We start from the raw sequence: 16,518 nt of genomic DNA, 5'->3' as shown, positions 1-16,518 counted from the left end.
CCGTCTAATTATTACTTATCTTGGTCTTCGCGGATAACGATGTAACGAATGATATCGTCATTAATTTTAGCTAAACGTTGGAATTCGTCAGTAGCTTTATTGTTATCTGTTTTAATACGTACGATGTTATAGAAGCCTTCTTTGAAATCATTGATTTCGTAAGCTAGGCGACGTTTGCCCCAGTCTTTTTCTTCTAAAACTTCTGATCCTTCTGAAGCTAAGATACCGTTGAAACGCTCAACTAAAGCTTTTTTAGCATCTTCTTCAATGTTAGGACGTACGATATACATAATTTCATATGTTCTCATAGTTTATTTGCACCTCCTTGTGGTCTATGCGGCTTATCAACACTTATGTGATAAGCAAGGAATAATTTTCATTACTCACAATCAAGAATTATAGCATAGAGTATTACTTTTTACAATAAATATTCTAAAGCTCATCCTTCAAAATAAATTCTAAATTTAGCACCATACATAGAAACAAACAGTTGTTATAAAAATAAGACTACCCTTAGACTCCCTTCATCCAATCATGATTAAAACACATACAATTTATTGAATTACAAATGTTTTATGTTCCGCGTAACCTTATTTTTCACAATAGTAAATCGTGTTAGATACGTTGTTGCGAGGTGAGTTTAATTGTAATAGTATAAAAATTACATTTTACATACAATTGCGTGTAATTTCTAAATTCTCACACAAAGGAGCACATTTATGTTAAAGAAAGTCACTTACTCGGTAATTTCATTTTCAGTATTAGCAACAAGTCTAGGAATAGTAAATGCACATGCTAAAGAATCCTCAAATAGTCAGTCAACAAGCGAAAAAGGAACAATGGGGTATGGCTACCAACAATACATAAAGAAACATCCTAACCAAAAAAGTAACGCAACACAAAATCGTTCAACATTCTCAACAAAATCTAGAGCAGCTGTCACTGATAATGGCGAAAGAGTTCTAGATATTTCTGAATGGCAAGGCAATCTAACTGATGCTCAAGTCAAAAAATTAAAACAAAATTATGATTTCATTATCATTCGTGGCCAGTATGGTTCAGAGTACGTTGATCAGTCTTTAGAACACAACTCTAACTTATTAGACAAAAACAATATGAAATTTGGTGTTTATTCTTACAGTATGTATGAAAATGCTACAGACGCACGTTACGAAGCAAGAACATTACACAATCGTGCTCCAAAAGCTGAATTCTATGTCAATGACTACGAACAACAAACAGTGACAAATGGTGATGATGAAACAGCAACAAAAGCTTGGGCAGATGAAATGAGAAAACTTGCAGGAAATAAAAAAATACTCTACTATTCGTATGAAAACTTTATGATCAATCATGTTGCAAATGCTGTAAGTTCATATGATGGCTATTGGATGGCTTCATATCAAGCCGAAGAACCTAATCGAGAAAAAGTGTTATGGCAATATACTGATAGCTATTATTCACCAGAATTAAATCAAAATGTTGATGCTAACTATATCGACAGTAACGTAGATGCTTCTTGGTTCACATCTTAAAAAGCGAACAATAACGAACAAAAACACTTCACTTTTACGAACGTTCGTTCTATAATGTGGTTGAGGTGTTTAGCATGCAATTAAATTTAGATTGGAATAAAGAGTTCCAAGAATTTCAAGATATCTTAAATTGTGGTATTCACCCTGAATGGCTTTATTGTGCTAAGGCAAATATGGTTCTTGAACCAGCTTACACCGGTGAAGGCAAGCAATTTTTCAGTACACAAGATATTATAGAAGCAAGCGAAGTCATTCCATTTTTTTAAAGAATTGGAATTTCAAATATATAAGCAATGGCATTTAGATTCTGAGTCACTACAAACTCTAATTTGAACGCCATTGCTTCTTTTTTAAACAAGTTGATCTATCAAGACCTCGAATTGACAGGCCCTCTAAGAAAATATTCGCATAAATTAAAAAACTGCCCACAAAATCAAAGACTTTGTCGACAGTTTGGGAGTGAGACAGAAATGTAATTTATCAAAATTATTTTCGTTGTCCCTCTCCCAACTTTCATTGTTTGCAGAATTTCTTAAAAAGAAATTCTCTATGTTGGGGCCCCGCCGGCAAGGATGGCTAGGATTGAAAGAAGCTTGATATAAGCGCACTTTTAATTCAGACATCTACTGCCAATATGTTAAAGAAGGTTGAGACAATTGATTATGTCCCAACCTCCTTAAAAATCTATTAAATTATACATTAAAGCGGAAATGTACGATATCTCCGTCTTTCATAATATAATCTTTACCTTCTAAACGTTGTTTACCCGCTTCTTTAGCGCCGTTTTCGCCACCATACTCTACATAATCATCGTAACTTGTAACTTCGGCACGAATAAATCCACGTTCAAAATCGGTATGGATAATACCTGCACATTGTGGGGCTGTCATACCTTGTCTAAATGTCCATGCACGTACTTCTTGAACACCTGCAGTAAAGTAAGTTGACAAGCCTAATAAGTCATAAGTAGTTCGTATAAGTCGATCTAGACCTGGTTCTTCAATACCTAAATCTTCTAAGAACATTTCTTTATCTTCATCATCGAGTGTCGCAATTTCTTCTTCAATTTTGGCACTAATCACGATAACTTCAGAATCTTCTTTCTCAGCATATTCACGAATTGCTTTTACTTTATCGTTATCTTCATCGCCAATTTCATCTTCGCCCACATTAGCGATATATAACATTTTTTTAGAAGTTAATAATTGAGCTTGGTTTACCCATTTTTGATCATCTTCATTGAAATCAATACTTCTAACAGGTTTACCATCTTCTAAAGCTTCTTTAATTTTAGTAAGAATACGTAATTCCATCTCTGCTGTTTTATCTTTTTGACGTGCCATTTTTTCAATCTTAGGTAAGCGTTTATCAACTGATTCTAAATCAGCTAATACTAATTCCATATTGATGACTTCGATATCATCTAATGGATTTACTCTTCCAGAAACGTGCGTCACATTCTCGTCATCAAATGCACGAACAACTTGGCAAATCGCATCTACTTCACGAATATGTGATAAGAATTTGTTACCTAACCCTTCACCTTTAGAGGCACCCTTAACGATACCTGCAATATCAGTGAATTCAAATGTTGTAGGGATAGTTTTTTTAGGTTGTACCATTTCTTCTAATTTGAGTAAACGTGAATCTGGTACTTCTACGATACCTACATTTGGATCAATCGTAGCAAATGGGTAGTTCGCTGCTAATGCACCAGCTTTAGTAATTGCATTAAATAGGGTAGATTTACCTACGTTAGGCAAACCTACGATACCTGCTGTTAAAGCCATTAATCATTCTCCTAACTTTCTTTGTCTTGATGAGATTCAAGAACTTTTTTCAATTTTTTATTAAACGTTTGACGTGGAATCATAATACTACGCTGACAATTTTCACATTTAATTCTAATATCAGCACCCATTCTTATGATTTTGAAGCGATTCGTTCCACATGCATGTTGTTTTTTCATTTCTACTATATCATTTATTCCGTAATTTGACGTCATGAAATTACCTCCAATGATAACTAGTCTTTACTTTGAGCCTCATCGTGTTGTGTAAATAGCGGTTGAGGCATACGTATGCCCTCTTGCACAAACATTCTTTGCGCTTCTTTTCTAATAATACGGGCACCTGAAGCACCTTCTCCTGGAATCGTCTCTGCAGAAACACGAATGATTGCTTTATTGTTCTCAATTGCATCGATACCATCGACAACTGGGTCGCTAACAAATAAATAGTATTTACTGCGTAATGACGTGAATAATTTATTTAATTTCTTCTCAACTTGATCCAAATTCTCATCAACTGAGACTGGAAGTTGCACAATTGAAGTGCCATTTGTAATAGAGAAATTGGTGATTTCACCCATACTGCCATTTGGCAAAATAGTTAACTCTCCAGAAATCGTATTAATACGTGTTGATCTTAAACCAATAGATTTAACTGTACCTTCTGCTACAGTTGTTCCACCGCTATTGATTTTAACATAGTCACCCACATCAAACTGATTCTCAAAGATAATAAAGAAACCAGTAATGATGTCTTTAACAATTGTTTGCGCACCGAAACCTACTGCTACACCAACGACACCAGCACTGGCGATAACACCTTCAACACTAATACCAAATTTACTTAAAATGGTTGTAAGTACGATAAACCATACAATATATTTTACTACGTTTTGTACAAGTGATATGAGCGTTTTTGAACGTTTTTTACTTCCTTTTTTACTTTTATTTTGTATTTTAAAAGCTTGTTCAATCACTTTATTTAAAATCGCAATAACGATGAGTGCAACAATGATATAAATCAAAATCATTATAATTTTTGAGACAAGATTCTCATATGTCTCAATTTTGGTTAAAGGTTCAAATAAAGAAGATAAAATATGCTTTATTTGGTTCATTATTTCGTTACCTCCTTTTTTTAAATTTTTCGTAACTTATACACTATAGCTTAAAGCTCTTTCAATTGAATCAGTCTTCAGTTTTAAAAAACTACATGAAATCAATTACTTTTCATTAAGTTGTTGAATCAGTCTTTTAAATTCTTCTTCTGATTTAAACTCAAAAGTGATTTTACCAACATGCTTAGAAGTAGAAATATCAACTCTAGAACCATATCGTTCTTTAAGTTGTCTTTCTTGTTGTTGAATAAATTTAGGTTTCTTATTCTTACTTTGCTTCGATTCTGGTTGAACCGTATCATTCTGTAAATAGGTATTTACATATTGCTCGAGTTGTCTTACACTCCAAGACTCCCGGATGGCTTGCTTCCCTATCTTCTTCATCTTTGAAGCGTCTTTTAATGATAAGAGGGTACGACCGTGTGCCCCAGATAATTCTCCTTCTCTAACCATTGTCATAATTTCTGAAGGTAAATGAAGCAATCTTAGCATATTGGCAATATATGGTCGAGACTTACCTAATCGTTGTGCAACCTGTTGTTGTGTAATGTTTAAATCCGACATTAACTTTTTATAACTTTCAGCTTCTTCAATCGCATTTAAATCTTCCCGTTGTAAATTCTCAATAATAGCTAGTTCCATCATATCTTCATCTGATAGTTCTTTAACTATTGCAGGGATCTCTCTTAGTCCAGCGATTTGAGATGCTCGGTATCTTCGTTCACCCACCACAATATAGAACCCTTGGATTGTTTTTCTTAATACAATCGGTTGAAGAATACCGTGTTGCTCAATTGATTTCGCCAAATCTTGCAATTTCTCCTCATCGAATGACTTTCGTGGTTGATAAGGATTCGGTTTAATTAAATCAATAGCTATATTTTGCACATGTTCGTTACTTTCAAGTTGCAAACGTTGATCTTCTTCCTGTGTCATCTTTTCACATCTTTCTATAAATGTTTAACATATTGGCAGTAGATATCTGAATTGAAAGTGCACTGATATCAAGTTCTTCTTAATCCTAATCAACCTTACCAGCGGAGCCCCAACAAAAAATTTTTTTAAATTCTGCAAACAATGCAAGTTGGGTTCGAGACAAAGAAATTAATTTTGCTCAATGATTTTTCTGTCCAACTTCCTATTTCAACACATCACTTACTATTTTAAAAATTTCAATCTCATTGTACAAGCGTTTTAAGATTTTTCCACATCCTTCCGAAACTTTTTAACAAACTTCAACGTTCATTCCAAAATCCTTCCTACTACTTTCTAATTAACTATTTAATCTAAATTTTCAGAAAAGTTGTTGACAAATCATTTTCCAGTATGTAATCTATGTATTAACAATTACAAAACGAAACATTTTACACACTGTAAAAAGGAAAGTAGAACTTACACTGCTAATACAGAGAGTCTTCATAAGCTGAGAGAAGGCATTGAAAGAAAGTTTGAAAATGGCCTTGGAGTGTTGATGCCAATATGAGGTATCAACGGGTTCGCCCGTTATAGCGATACAGTATTAACATTGATGTTGAATGGCGTACTGGAATTACTACCGTCACAACTAATCGTTAATACTCATTTAATCTTTCAAAAGACTAAATGGGTTTTTATTAGGCTCAATGATTTAACGTAGCGATTAAGATTGTGAATGTATTGGCACTTCCAAACATGTAACCATTTCCTACATGATGGCGTACTGATAGAGGTCACTTTAGCAATAAAGTGACGAACAAAGGTGGTACCGCGAAACCGAAGCTTTCGTCCTTTACATCCGATTTACTCGGGTTTAAAGGACGGAAGCTTTTTTTATTTTTTATATTAGGAGGGTCTAGTAATGAAGGATACTGAATTAGCTCAAATCGCTCTAACACACGACCATACTGGCGCTATTGCCAATCCAATTTATTTATCTACCGCATACCAACATCCTCATCTAGGTCAGTCAACAGGATACGATTACACACGTACAAAGAATCCTACACGCACTGCATTTGAAGAAGCATTTGCAAAACTTGAAAAGGGCATCGCCTCTTTCGCCACTTCTAGTGGTATGGCAGCAATTCAACTTGTATGTAACATCTTCAAACCTGGTGATGAAGTTCTCGTAGCATTTGATTTATATGGAGGTACATTCCGACTCTTCGATTTCTACGAACAACAATACGGTGTGAGATTTAAATATGTAGATTTCTTAGATTATGAAGATGTTGAAAAAAATCTCACACCACAAACAAAAGCATTATTCATTGAACCCATTTCAAATCCACAAATGATAGAAATCGACGTTGAGCCTTATTACGTACTAAGTAAGAAACATAAATTATTAACAATCATAGACAACACTTTTTTAACGCCATATCTTTCAACGCCACTTGAAGAAGGCGCAGATATCGTGCTCCACTCGGCAACGAAATACATTGGTGGACACAATGATGTACTTGCTGGCGTCGTCACAGTAAAAGATGAACATCTAGCAGAACAACTTGGTCAATTTCATAACATGATAGGCGCAACACTGTCTCCTCTAGATAGTTACCTGCTTCAAAGAGGACTAAAGACCCTACACCTTCGTATAGATCGTTCTCAAGAAAATGCGCAACGACTCGCTGAAAGATGTCGTCACACTGAATCCATTGACGAAGTACTCTATAGTGGTCGCACTGGAATGCTAAGTTTAAGACTGAATAAAGCCTATAGTGTTGCTAAATTTCTGGAAAATATAAACGTCTGCATATTCGCAGAAAGTCTAGGTGGCACAGAAACGTTCATTACCTTCCCTTACACACAAACACATGTAGACATGCCTGACGCAGAAAAGGATAAACGAGGTATCGACGAACATCTTATTCGTCTTTCTGTAGGTATTGAAGATTATAACGATATCGAAACAGATATTATTCAAGCATTAGAAAATTCTAAAGTAGGAGTGATTTCATGAGTTTATCTATAGAAACAGAAGTCATTTTTGATTCACGCAGAGGACAAGAATATCACTCAGCTAATCCACCTTTATATGATTCGTCAACCTTTCACCAAAAAGTACTAGGTGGCGATACTCAATATGATTACGCAAGAAGTGGAAATCCAAATCGTACCCTTTTAGAAGAAAAACTCGCACGTCTAGAAGGCGGGAACTATGCTTTTGCATATGCATCTGGAATAGCAGCAATTACTGCAGTATTACTGACGCTTCAGTCAGGCGATCACGTTATCCTTCCTGATGACGTATACGGTGGTACATTTCGACTCACTGAACAAATTTTAAATCGTTTTAATATCGAATTTACGACGGTAAACGCTACAAATATTCTTGAAATTGAAAATGCCATTCAAATGAATACTAAACTAATTTATGTGGAAACGCCATCGAATCCACTTTTCAAAATTACAGATATACGAGCAGTAGCAAGAATCGCTAAACAAAATAACCTACGCTTAGCAGTGGATAATACATTTATGACGCCTCTTGGTCAATCACCTCTAGCCTTAGGGGCAGATATCGTGGTTCATAGCGCAACTAAATTCTTAGGTGGTCATAGCGATCTCATTGCAGGTGCAGCAATCACAAATCGTAAAGATATTGCAGAAGCACTTTATTTATTACAAAACGGTACTGGTACAGCACTCTCAGCACATGATAGTTGGGCTCTGGCGAAGCATCTTAAAACATTACCGGTAAGATTTAAACAATCTGTGTCAAATGCTGAACGCTTAGTTGAATTCTTAAGTCAGCGTGAAGAAATCGCAGAAGTTTATTACCCAGGAAATAACCCGATCCATTTAAGACAAGCTTCCACAGGTGGAGCGGTTATCGGATTTAGATTGAAAGATGAATCTAAAGCACAAGCATTTGTAGAATCACTCACATTACCACTTGTATCAGTCAGTCTTGGTGGTGTTGAAACCATTCTTTCTCACCCAGCAACAATGTCACATGCAGCTGTTCCAGAAGCTGTAAGACAAGAAAGAGGAATTACTTTCGGTTTATTCCGCTTAAGTGTGGGGCTTGAAGATCCTGAAGAAATCATCGCAGATTTTAACTACGCTTTAAAGGAGGCTTTCAATGAGTCAATTTCTGAAACATTTACAGAACAACGTTTTGGTAGCTGATGGAGCTATCGGCACAATACTTTACTCAGAAGGGCTCGACACTTGCCCTGAAGCGTACAACCTTACTCATCCAGACAAGGTAGAACACATCCATCGCTCATATATCGAAGCTGGTGCGGACGTGATCCAAACCAACACATACGGTGCTAATTTCGAAAAGCTTAAAAACTTCGGCTTAGAACATCGTGTCAGAGAAATTCATAAAGCAGCTGTACAAATTGCTAAACGCGCTGCCAATGAGGACACATTTATTCTTGGTACTGTAGGTGGCTTTAGAGGTGTGAGACAAGAAGAAATAAGTTTATCAACGATTCAATATCATACAGAACTTCAAATCGATACCTTAATCAATGAAGGCGTAGACGCTCTATTATTTGAAACTTATTACGACTTAGACGAATTGAAAAATATTGTAGTCGCAACACGTAGGAAATATGACATTCCTATTATTGCGCAATTGACCGCTTCCAACACCAATTATTTGGTTGATGGCACTGAAATAAACGAGGCACTTAAACAACTCGTTGAGTGTGGTGCTGACGTTATTGGTCTTAACTGTCACCATGGTCCACACCATATGCAGCGTTCATTTTCACATATAGAGCTGCCTGAACAGGCATATTTATCATGTTATCCAAATGCAAGTCTACTAGATATTGAAAATAGTGAATTTAAATATAGTGACAATGCGCAATATTTCGGCGACGTCGCACAAGAACTCATCAACGAAGGCGTAAGACTTATCGGTGGCTGTTGTGGTACGACACCTGAGCACATCCGCTATATTAAATCAGCCGTTCAAGGTTTAACACCTGTAAAAGACAAAAAAGTGATTCCTATTACGAAGAAATCAAATCGTAAACCAACGAGCGTGATGAAACAAAATCTTACTACCAAAGTTAAAAATGGACCAACTGTGATTGTCGAACTAGATACGCCGAAACATTTAGACACAGATACTTTCTTCGACAACGTCGGAAAATTAGATGAAGCAGGTATTGACGCGGTTACGTTGGCTGATAATTCCCTTGCAACAGTTCGAGTCAGTAATATCGCAGCAGCAAGTCTAATCAAACAACGTTATGATATTGAACCACTCGTTCATGTCACATGTCGTGATAGAAACCTTATAGGGCTTCAATCTCACCTCTTAGGTCTCTCACTCATCGGGGTTAATGAAATTCTAGCCATTACTGGTGACCCTTCTAAAGTGGGACATTTACCAGGTGCAACCAACGTGTATGACGTGAATTCGAAAGGTCTAACAGAACTTGCACTGAGATTTAACCAAGGTATTAACACGGATGGTGATGCGCTGAAGAAACATACCAACTTCAACATCGCTGGTGCGTTTGATCCAAACGTACGAAAACTTGACGGTGCCGTTAAACGACTTGAGAAGAAAGTTGCAAGCGGTATGAGCTATTTTATTACTCAACCCGTTTATAGCAAAGAAAAAATAAAACAAGTTTATGAAGAAACGAAACATCTAAATACACCGTTCTTCATTGGCATTATGCCTATAGCCAGTTATAACAATGCACTTTTTCTACATAACGAAGTGCCAGGCATAAAAATGTCAGAAGATGTACTTAACCAATTTAAAGCTGTTAAAGATGATAAGGAAAAAACGAAAGAATTAAGTTTAAGACTCTCTAAAGAACTCATCGATACAGTACATGAATACTTTAACGGTTTGTACATTATCACACCTTTTCAAAAGGTAGATTATTCATTAGAACTCGCAGCATATTCTAAATCTATTACTGCTAACAAGGAGGCAATATTATGACAACAATTAAAACTTCAAACTTAGGATTCCCAAGATTAGGTAGAAAAAGAGAATGGAAAAAAGCGATTGAAAGCTACTGGGCTCACAAAATCGATAAGGCTGAATTAGATCAAACACTGACTGATTTACACAAAGAGAACCTCTTACTTCAAAAGAATTACAATTTAGACAGTATCCCTGTAGGAGATTTCTCATTATATGACCATATTCTTGATACATCTTTATTATTTAATATTATTCCAGAACGTTTCCAAGGTCGTGAAGTGAATGATGATTTATTGTTCGATATCGCCCGCGGTAATAAAGAACATGTAGCGAGTGCACTCATCAAATGGTTTAACACTAACTATCACTATATCGTGCCTGAATGGGATAATGTAGAACCTAAAGTAGAGAAAAACACATTACTCGAACGCTTTAAATACGCCCAATCTATCAATGTCAATGCCCATCCAGTTATCGTTGGCCCAATTACTTTCGTCAAACTTTCTAAAGGTGGCAACCAATCATTTGAAGAGAAAGTTCAAACTTTGCTTCCACTTTATAAAGAAGTACTAGAATCACTGATTCATGCTGGTGCCGAATACATTCAAATCGATGAACCTATCTTAGTCACTGATGATAGTGAAAGCTATGAGAATATCACTAAAGAAGCTTATGATTACTTCGCTCAAGCTGGTTTAGGTGAAAAGTTAGTCATCCAAACATACTTTGAACGTGTACATTTAAAATTCTTAAGCACATTGCCAGTTGGCGGCTTAGGTTTAGACTTTGTTCATGACAACGGTTATAACTTAAAACAAATTAAAGCTGGAGACTTCGATTCACGCAAGACACTTTATGCAGGCATTATTGATGGTCGTAATGTGTGGGCTGCAGACATTGAATCTAAAAAGCAATTAATCGAAACGTTACAACAACATACAAACCAATTAGTCATTCAACCATCATCATCTTTATTACACGTGCCTGTTTCATTAGATGATGAAACATTAGACGAATCTATTGCAGAAGGATTAAGTTTTGCTACTGAAAAGTTAGATGAATTAGATGCCTTACGCCGTTTATTCAATAATGGTGATAGCGCTAAATATGACGAACTTAAAGCGCGTTACGAACGTTTCCAAAGCCAATCATTTAAAAATCTTGAATACGACTTCGATAGCGTTCCTACAAGTCGTAAGTCACCTTTCTCAGTACGTAAACAAAAACAATATGAGCGCTTAAATTTACCAGATTTACCAACAACAACAATAGGTTCATTCCCTCAAACACGTGAAGTACGTAAATACCGTGCAGATTGGAAGAATCATCGTATTACAGATGCTGAATATCAAGACTTCTTACAAAATGAAATTGCCCGTTGGATTAAAATACAAGAAGACATCGGTTTAGACGTACTCGTACATGGAGAATTTGAACGTAATGACATGGTTGAATTCTTCGGCGAAAAGCTTCAAGGCTTCTTAGTAACTAAGTTTGGTTGGGTACAATCATACGGTTCACGTGCCGTTAAACCACCAGTGATATATGGCGACGTAAAATGGACAGCACCATTAACAGTGAAAGAAACGGTTTACGCACAAAGTTTAACTGACAAACCTGTAAAAGGGATGCTCACTGGTCCAGTCACAATCCTAAACTGGTCCTTCGAACGTGTAGACGTCCCACGTAAGGTCGTTCAAGACCAAATCGCATTAGCGATCGATGAAGAAGTGTTAGCGCTTGAAGAAGCAGGTATTAAAGTCATCCAAGTAGATGAGCCAGCATTACGTGAAGGATTACCATTACGTTCTGAATACCATGAACAATACCTGAAAGACGCGGTTAACTCATTTAAGTTAGCAACGTCATCCGTACATGATGAAACACAAATTCATACACATATGTGCTATTCTCAATTTGGACAAATCATTCATGCTATCCATGACTTAGATGCAGATGTTATTTCAATCGAAACATCACGTAGTCACGGTGATTTAATTAAAGACTTTGAAGATATCAATTACGATTTAGGTATTGGATTAGGCGTTTATGATATTCACAGTCCACGTATTCCAACTGAAGCAGAGATTACTACAGCTATCAATCGTTCTTTACAACAAATTGACCGCTCACTCTTCTGGGTTAATCCAGACTGTGGCCTTAAAACGCGTAAAGAAGACGAAGTAAAAGATGCCTTAACTGTCTTAGTTAACGCAGTGAAGAAGAAACGTCAAGAAAATGGCGCAACAACAGCATAATATCATTTAGAGGTGATGCTTATGACAAACTATCCTTTATGGGACCAACTGAATCAACTTAAAGAGGCACAATGGGTCGACTTAACACATACTTTCGATCCTGAGATTCCTCGCTTTAGTGAATTTGAAAAAGGTGAAGTATCGACACTCTTTAACGTCAAAGAACATGGTTTCTACGTTCAACGATGGAGTATCGTTACACAATATGGTACGCATATCGACGCGCCAATTCATTTTGTGGAAAATCGAAGATACTTAGAAGAGTTAGACTTGAAAGAATTGGTCTTACCACTCATCGTCCTAGACTACTCTACAGAGGTTTCAAAGAACGCCGATTTCATCGTAACTAGACAACACCTTGAAGAATGGGAAAGTCACAATGGTCAAATTGAACCAGGTACATTTGTAGCTCTACGCACAGACTGGTCTAAGCGCTGGCCAGATATTGACCAATTTGAAAATAAAGACGCCAATGGCAATCAACACTTACCTGGCTGGGGTTTAGATGCTTTGAAATTTCTTATCGAAGAACGTGGAGTGAAATCCATCGGTCATGAAACATTTGATACCGATGCTTCTGTGGATACCGCTAAAAATGGAGATATAGTAGGTGAACGTTACATTCTAGGCAAAGATACTTTCCAATTAGAATTATTAACAAACTTAGATCAATTACCTACGCGTGGCGCAATTATCTATGCGATTAGTCCAAAACCTAAAGATGCCCCAGGATTTCCTGTCAGAGCATTCGCAATCAAACCCTAAATGAGCAATCATTTAAGCAAGTAACTCAAATTTTTCAATTATCAAGTACATCAACGTGACGCATGTCCCCACAACTTTGGTAAGCTTTGAGCCGGCTTGCCAAAGAAATGAATGCAACATAATGCATTTAAAAGGGGGAACAAAGTCTTTTGCCTGTAGCGATCGTTAATGGAAGAGCCATTCATTACGTCATCGCATTATTAAACCTTCCTAATTTCATAAATAAAATAAATAAGCTGTAAGCGATGTCGCGATGACATACACTTACAGCTTGTTTTATTATTTCGCGTCATAATGAGATACGAGAGTAGCAATACCTTGACCGCCACCGATACATAATGAAGCGAGACCATTTTGAGTCGTCTCATTCAGTTGATGTAATAAAGTAACTAATATACGAGCACCAGATGCACCAATAGGATGACCTAATGCGATTGCGCCACCTTTAACATTCACCTTATCTTGTGGCAATTGTAATTCTCGGTCAACCGCCAATGATTGAGAAGCAAAGGCTTCATTAAGTTCAAATACGTCGATATCAGACGTCGTTTTACCTGAACGTTTCAATGCTTGACGTACCGCTTCAACAGGGCCAATTCCCATAATGGATGGATCTACACCACTTGTTCCGAAACTCTCTAACACCGCAATCGGCTTCACACCAAGTGCTTTCGCCTTCTCTTCAGTCATAACTAACATTGCTGCAGCACCATCATTAATACCTGATGCATTTCCAGCTGTAACAGAACCATCTTTTTTAAATGCAGGACGTAAATGACTTAACTTGTCAGCTGTCGTACCTGGACGAATCCCTTCATCTTGTGACACAACCACTGGCTCCCCTTTACGTTGAGGCACTTCTACTGGCACAATTTCAGCATCGAATCCACCTGTTTCTTGTGCATGTTCAGCCTTTTGTTGAGAGTTCGCAGCAAACTGATCTTGCTCTTCTCGAGTGATACCATATTTTTCAACTAAATTCTCTGCCGTAATTCCCATATGATAGTCGTTAAATTTATCTGTTAATCCATCACTTACCATGCTGTCTTCTAACGCTTGATTGCCCATTTTAAATCCAAATCGACTATTTTTTAATAGCATTGGAGATTGAGACATACTTTCCATACCACCTGCAATCACAATCTCATTATCGCCAACTACGATAGATTGGTAGGCAAGTTGAATAGCCTTCATTCCAGAACCACAGACTTTATTGACTGTGAATGATGGCGTGGCCTCAGATAATCCGCCTTTAATGGAAGCAATGCGTGCAGGATTTTGACCTTGTCCTGCTTGTAAGACATTGCCTAGAATAACCTCATTGACTTCTTTTGGGTCGATGCCACTACTTTTTACGATGTGTTTAATTACTGTTGCGCCCAAGTCATACGCAGGGATATCTTTAAAGGCACCTCCAAATACGCCTATAGGTGTGCGGTATGCTTCTGCTAGAACTACTCGTGTCATATCTATTCATCTCCTTATTTTCTTTTTTATCCTTATGAAAATGGGGGTCGAACCACATGTCGTTAACATGCATCTTCCCCTTATAAATGAAACGGTAACATCTTTCTGTATTAAAAAGTTATATATTATTAACCGTCTTTGAGAACGTCGTATAAGCATGTTTATCATACTTAGCACGTGCCCACTCATTACTGACAATAGTACAAAATTATAATTAATTTTTCCAGAGACAACACATGTATCGACAAATAATTGTGTTTAATCTATACCTAATCATGTGATGATTCACATTTAGACTGACCCTTTGACGATGAGATTTGAAATCGAGTGGATGAGGACATTGATATTTAATTGATTGAAAATGATATAAAAAGAGGAAACCAAGATGAAATAGTTCAGTTTAAATAGGCCGGGTAGACTGACCGCATTGTTAATCACTGATATAACTACTTCGTCTCGGTTTCCTTTACGATGTTATGAATACAAAGGTGAGAAATAATTTTTTTGATTCTTATTATGAATTGAGAGGGATACTTACTTTCCTTTATATTTGTTTAATTATTTATTGATGGATACATCATCAAATGAATCTTTTAACTTTTTCATTTCGCTATCTAGAAATTCTTGGTGTGGAACATCAAAATATTTACCTAACACAAGTGCATCTTCCATTTTGGGTTCATTTTCACCATTTTCCCATTCCCAAATATGATGCACTTCATATTGAGTACCAAATTTTTTATTTATGTCTTCTACAAGCTCTTTAATTTCTAAGTTATTTTTCACTCTAATATTGTGTAAATTGTTCATGATCAACACTCCCTGAAAGTCTTTTATATTAATGTTGACGCTTTTTTCCTTACATTAGCGTTCTAATGATGGAATGTTAGCCCGTATGATAAATATAAGTTACGATTAAAATTGTTACTGTTGCTCATATGACTCAATAGCTTGATGAATCGTATCATGTAAGCTCGGTTCTTCAAGCCAATGTTGAAATCTATCAATAATATCTCTAGGACTAGAGACATCTTTAGGAAAATCGATATCTTTCATACCTTCAAATAAGTCACCAAAATGACTCTTCTCACCTTCATAGTTTTTCATGAAGTTATAAAAACTCACCACTTGCACCTCCCGGATTTCATAACAATAGATATATTAACAAAATATATACATTTCCAAAATACATTTGTTTTAATTTATCTAAATAATGAGATAGCCTCAAATTACAAATGATTCATCGGTTAATTTAATTTAAGAACACTTCTATAACCAGCGTTTTAATCTTTTATCATTCCACTTTCTAGATAAGCTACTCTACATTTGACTAAACTTATTTGAAGATTTTTGACATTCATTTACGTCATTTTGACTAATATACTTGTCAAAATGACAAAAGTAATATATGTTATGTGTGTAAGGAGTTGATAGAAATTGCGAAATCGACTTAAAGAATTACGTGCAAGAGACGGATATAACCAGACACAACTTGCTAAAAAAGCAGGCATTTCCAGACAAACTGTCTCATTAATTGAGCGTAATGATTTCACTCCATCTATTTTAACCGCTATAAAAATAGCCAAAATTTTTAACGAACCAGTAGAAAATATTTTTATTATTGAGGAGGGAGACTTATGAAAGTAGGAAGATACTTATTTTTCTAAACTTATTCGTTTCTATAAACACAGTTAAA

Annotated in this window: 16 protein-coding genes and 1 other annotated feature; of the genes, 8 read left to right on the top strand and 8 right to left on the bottom strand. The window is 36.2% G+C overall.

Going from position 1 to position 16,518, the window contains the following annotated elements:
* Positions 1-11: 11 nt before the first annotated feature.
* Positions 12-308, bottom strand: a complete 297-nt coding sequence (gene rpsF, locus HMPREF2580_RS04440; protein WP_002445146.1) for a 30S ribosomal protein S6 — start codon at positions 306-308, stop codon at positions 12-14.
* A 411-nt stretch (positions 309-719) separates the two neighbouring features.
* Here rpsF and HMPREF2580_RS04435 point away from each other — a divergent pair, with 411 nt between their 5' ends.
* Together HMPREF2580_RS04435 and HMPREF2580_RS04430 are read left to right on the top strand one after the other, a co-directional pair.
* Complete coding sequence (locus HMPREF2580_RS04435; RefSeq protein WP_070830656.1) at positions 720-1,535, top strand: GH25 family lysozyme; 816 nt, start codon at positions 720-722, stop codon at positions 1,533-1,535.
* A gap of 74 nt (positions 1,536-1,609) precedes the next feature.
* A complete protein-coding gene (locus tag HMPREF2580_RS04430; RefSeq protein ID WP_044466557.1) occupies positions 1,610-1,801 on the top strand; it encodes a hypothetical protein in 192 nt (63 codons plus the stop codon).
* 426 nt (positions 1,802-2,227) lie between these two features.
* On the opposite strand, the gene ychF is transcribed toward HMPREF2580_RS04430, so the two are convergent.
* From ychF to HMPREF2580_RS04410, 4 genes are all read right to left on the bottom strand, one after another.
* The gene (ychF, locus tag HMPREF2580_RS04425; RefSeq protein WP_002445137.1) at positions 2,228-3,325 is read right to left on the bottom strand and encodes a redox-regulated ATPase YchF; all 1,098 of its coding nucleotides are present in this window, start codon (positions 3,323-3,325) and stop codon (positions 2,228-2,230) included.
* Positions 3,326-3,336: 11 nt separating this feature from the next.
* Positions 3,337-3,540 carry a DUF951 domain-containing protein gene (locus tag HMPREF2580_RS04420; protein WP_002445134.1) on the bottom strand — a complete coding sequence of 68 codons (204 nt, stop codon included), beginning with the start codon at positions 3,538-3,540 and terminating at the stop codon, positions 3,337-3,339.
* 20 nt (positions 3,541-3,560) lie between these two features.
* Positions 3,561-4,442 carry a mechanosensitive ion channel family protein gene (locus HMPREF2580_RS04415; RefSeq protein WP_070830654.1) on the bottom strand — a complete coding sequence of 294 codons (882 nt, stop codon included), beginning with the start codon at positions 4,440-4,442 and terminating at the stop codon, positions 3,561-3,563.
* Positions 4,443-4,547: 105 nt separating this feature from the next.
* Positions 4,548-5,378: a ParB/RepB/Spo0J family partition protein gene (locus HMPREF2580_RS04410; protein WP_070830652.1), complete on the bottom strand. Its 831-nt coding sequence runs from the start codon at positions 5,376-5,378 to the stop codon at positions 4,548-4,550.
* A 428-nt stretch (positions 5,379-5,806) separates the two neighbouring features.
* Positions 5,807-6,214: a binding site (T-box leader), on the top strand.
* 65 nt (positions 6,215-6,279) lie between these two features.
* Between HMPREF2580_RS04410 and HMPREF2580_RS04405 the strand changes: the two genes are divergently transcribed.
* The 5 genes from HMPREF2580_RS04405 to HMPREF2580_RS04385 are packed head-to-tail and all read left to right on the top strand — an operon-like array spanning position 6,280 to position 13,355.
* Positions 6,280-7,383, top strand: a complete 1,104-nt coding sequence (locus HMPREF2580_RS04405) for a PLP-dependent transferase (protein ID WP_070830650.1) — start codon at positions 6,280-6,282, stop codon at positions 7,381-7,383.
* Positions 7,380-8,555, top strand: a complete 1,176-nt coding sequence (gene metC, locus HMPREF2580_RS04400) for a cystathionine beta-lyase MetC (protein WP_070830648.1) — start codon at positions 7,380-7,382, stop codon at positions 8,553-8,555. The genes HMPREF2580_RS04405 and metC overlap by 4 nt, the downstream gene beginning before the upstream one ends.
* Positions 8,509-10,347, top strand: a complete 1,839-nt coding sequence (locus HMPREF2580_RS04395) for a bifunctional homocysteine S-methyltransferase/methylenetetrahydrofolate reductase (RefSeq protein WP_070830646.1) — start codon at positions 8,509-8,511, stop codon at positions 10,345-10,347. Before metC ends, HMPREF2580_RS04395 begins: the two co-directional genes overlap by 47 nt.
* The gene (metE, locus tag HMPREF2580_RS04390; protein ID WP_070830644.1) at positions 10,344-12,590 is read left to right on the top strand and encodes a 5-methyltetrahydropteroyltriglutamate--homocysteine S-methyltransferase; all 2,247 of its coding nucleotides are present in this window, start codon (positions 10,344-10,346) and stop codon (positions 12,588-12,590) included. Before HMPREF2580_RS04395 ends, metE begins: the two co-directional genes overlap by 4 nt.
* A 21-nt stretch (positions 12,591-12,611) precedes the next feature.
* Entirely contained in the window at positions 12,612-13,355 is a 744-nt protein-coding gene (locus HMPREF2580_RS04385) for a cyclase family protein (RefSeq protein WP_070830642.1), read from the top strand.
* 279 nt (positions 13,356-13,634) lie between these two features.
* Here the strand turns inward: HMPREF2580_RS04385 and HMPREF2580_RS04380 are convergent, their stop codons facing one another.
* From HMPREF2580_RS04380 to HMPREF2580_RS04370, 3 genes are all read right to left on the bottom strand, one after another.
* On the bottom strand, positions 13,635-14,822 hold the full coding sequence (locus HMPREF2580_RS04380; RefSeq protein ID WP_070830640.1) for an acetyl-CoA C-acetyltransferase: 1,188 nt from the start codon (positions 14,820-14,822) through the stop codon (positions 13,635-13,637).
* Positions 14,823-15,380: 558 nt separating this feature from the next.
* Positions 15,381-15,632 (bottom strand): helix-turn-helix domain-containing protein, encoded by a 252-nt coding sequence (locus tag HMPREF2580_RS04375; RefSeq protein ID WP_002445118.1) that lies wholly within the window; start codon positions 15,630-15,632, stop codon positions 15,381-15,383.
* Between the two features lie 114 nt (positions 15,633-15,746).
* Positions 15,747-15,947 (bottom strand): YozE family protein, encoded by a 201-nt coding sequence (locus HMPREF2580_RS04370; protein WP_037541787.1) that lies wholly within the window; start codon positions 15,945-15,947, stop codon positions 15,747-15,749.
* Between the two features lie 312 nt (positions 15,948-16,259).
* Here HMPREF2580_RS04370 and HMPREF2580_RS04365 point away from each other — a divergent pair, with 312 nt between their 5' ends.
* The gene (locus tag HMPREF2580_RS04365; RefSeq protein ID WP_002445112.1) at positions 16,260-16,463 is read left to right on the top strand and encodes a helix-turn-helix transcriptional regulator; all 204 of its coding nucleotides are present in this window, start codon (positions 16,260-16,262) and stop codon (positions 16,461-16,463) included.
* The last annotated feature ends 55 nt before the right edge of the window (positions 16,464-16,518 follow it).

The organism is Staphylococcus sp. HMSC036D05 (assembly GCF_001836225.1).
Classification (GTDB): domain Bacteria; phylum Bacillota; class Bacilli; order Staphylococcales; family Staphylococcaceae; genus Staphylococcus; species Staphylococcus caprae.
Note: the sequence above shows the minus strand (reverse complement) of the source record. Positions and strands in the feature narration are given on the sequence as shown.

Bases quoted from the DNA above. Each gene is read 5' to 3' on its own strand.
- rpsF (WP_002445146.1), bottom strand. From the start codon at position 308: ATGAGAACATATGAAATTATGTATATCGTACGTCCTAACATTGAAGAA.
- HMPREF2580_RS04435 (WP_070830656.1), top strand. From the start codon at position 720: ATGTTAAAGAAAGTCACTTACTCGGTAATTTCATTTTCAGTATTAGCA.
- HMPREF2580_RS04430 (WP_044466557.1), top strand. From the start codon at position 1,610: ATGCAATTAAATTTAGATTGGAATAAAGAGTTCCAAGAATTTCAAGAT.
- ychF (WP_002445137.1), bottom strand. From the start codon at position 3,325: ATGGCTTTAACAGCAGGTATCGTAGGTTTGCCTAACGTAGGTAAATCT.
- HMPREF2580_RS04420 (WP_002445134.1), bottom strand. From the start codon at position 3,540: ATGACGTCAAATTACGGAATAAATGATATAGTAGAAATGAAAAAACAA.
- HMPREF2580_RS04415 (WP_070830654.1), bottom strand. From the start codon at position 4,442: ATGAACCAAATAAAGCATATTTTATCTTCTTTATTTGAACCTTTAACC.
- HMPREF2580_RS04410 (WP_070830652.1), bottom strand. From the start codon at position 5,378: ATGACACAGGAAGAAGATCAACGTTTGCAACTTGAAAGTAACGAACAT.
- HMPREF2580_RS04405 (WP_070830650.1), top strand. From the start codon at position 6,280: ATGAAGGATACTGAATTAGCTCAAATCGCTCTAACACACGACCATACT.
- metC (WP_070830648.1), top strand. From the start codon at position 7,380: ATGAGTTTATCTATAGAAACAGAAGTCATTTTTGATTCACGCAGAGGA.
- HMPREF2580_RS04395 (WP_070830646.1), top strand. From the start codon at position 8,509: ATGAGTCAATTTCTGAAACATTTACAGAACAACGTTTTGGTAGCTGAT.
- metE (WP_070830644.1), top strand. From the start codon at position 10,344: ATGACAACAATTAAAACTTCAAACTTAGGATTCCCAAGATTAGGTAGA.
- HMPREF2580_RS04385 (WP_070830642.1), top strand. From the start codon at position 12,612: ATGACAAACTATCCTTTATGGGACCAACTGAATCAACTTAAAGAGGCA.
- HMPREF2580_RS04380 (WP_070830640.1), bottom strand. From the start codon at position 14,822: ATGACACGAGTAGTTCTAGCAGAAGCATACCGCACACCTATAGGCGTA.
- HMPREF2580_RS04375 (WP_002445118.1), bottom strand. From the start codon at position 15,632: ATGAACAATTTACACAATATTAGAGTGAAAAATAACTTAGAAATTAAA.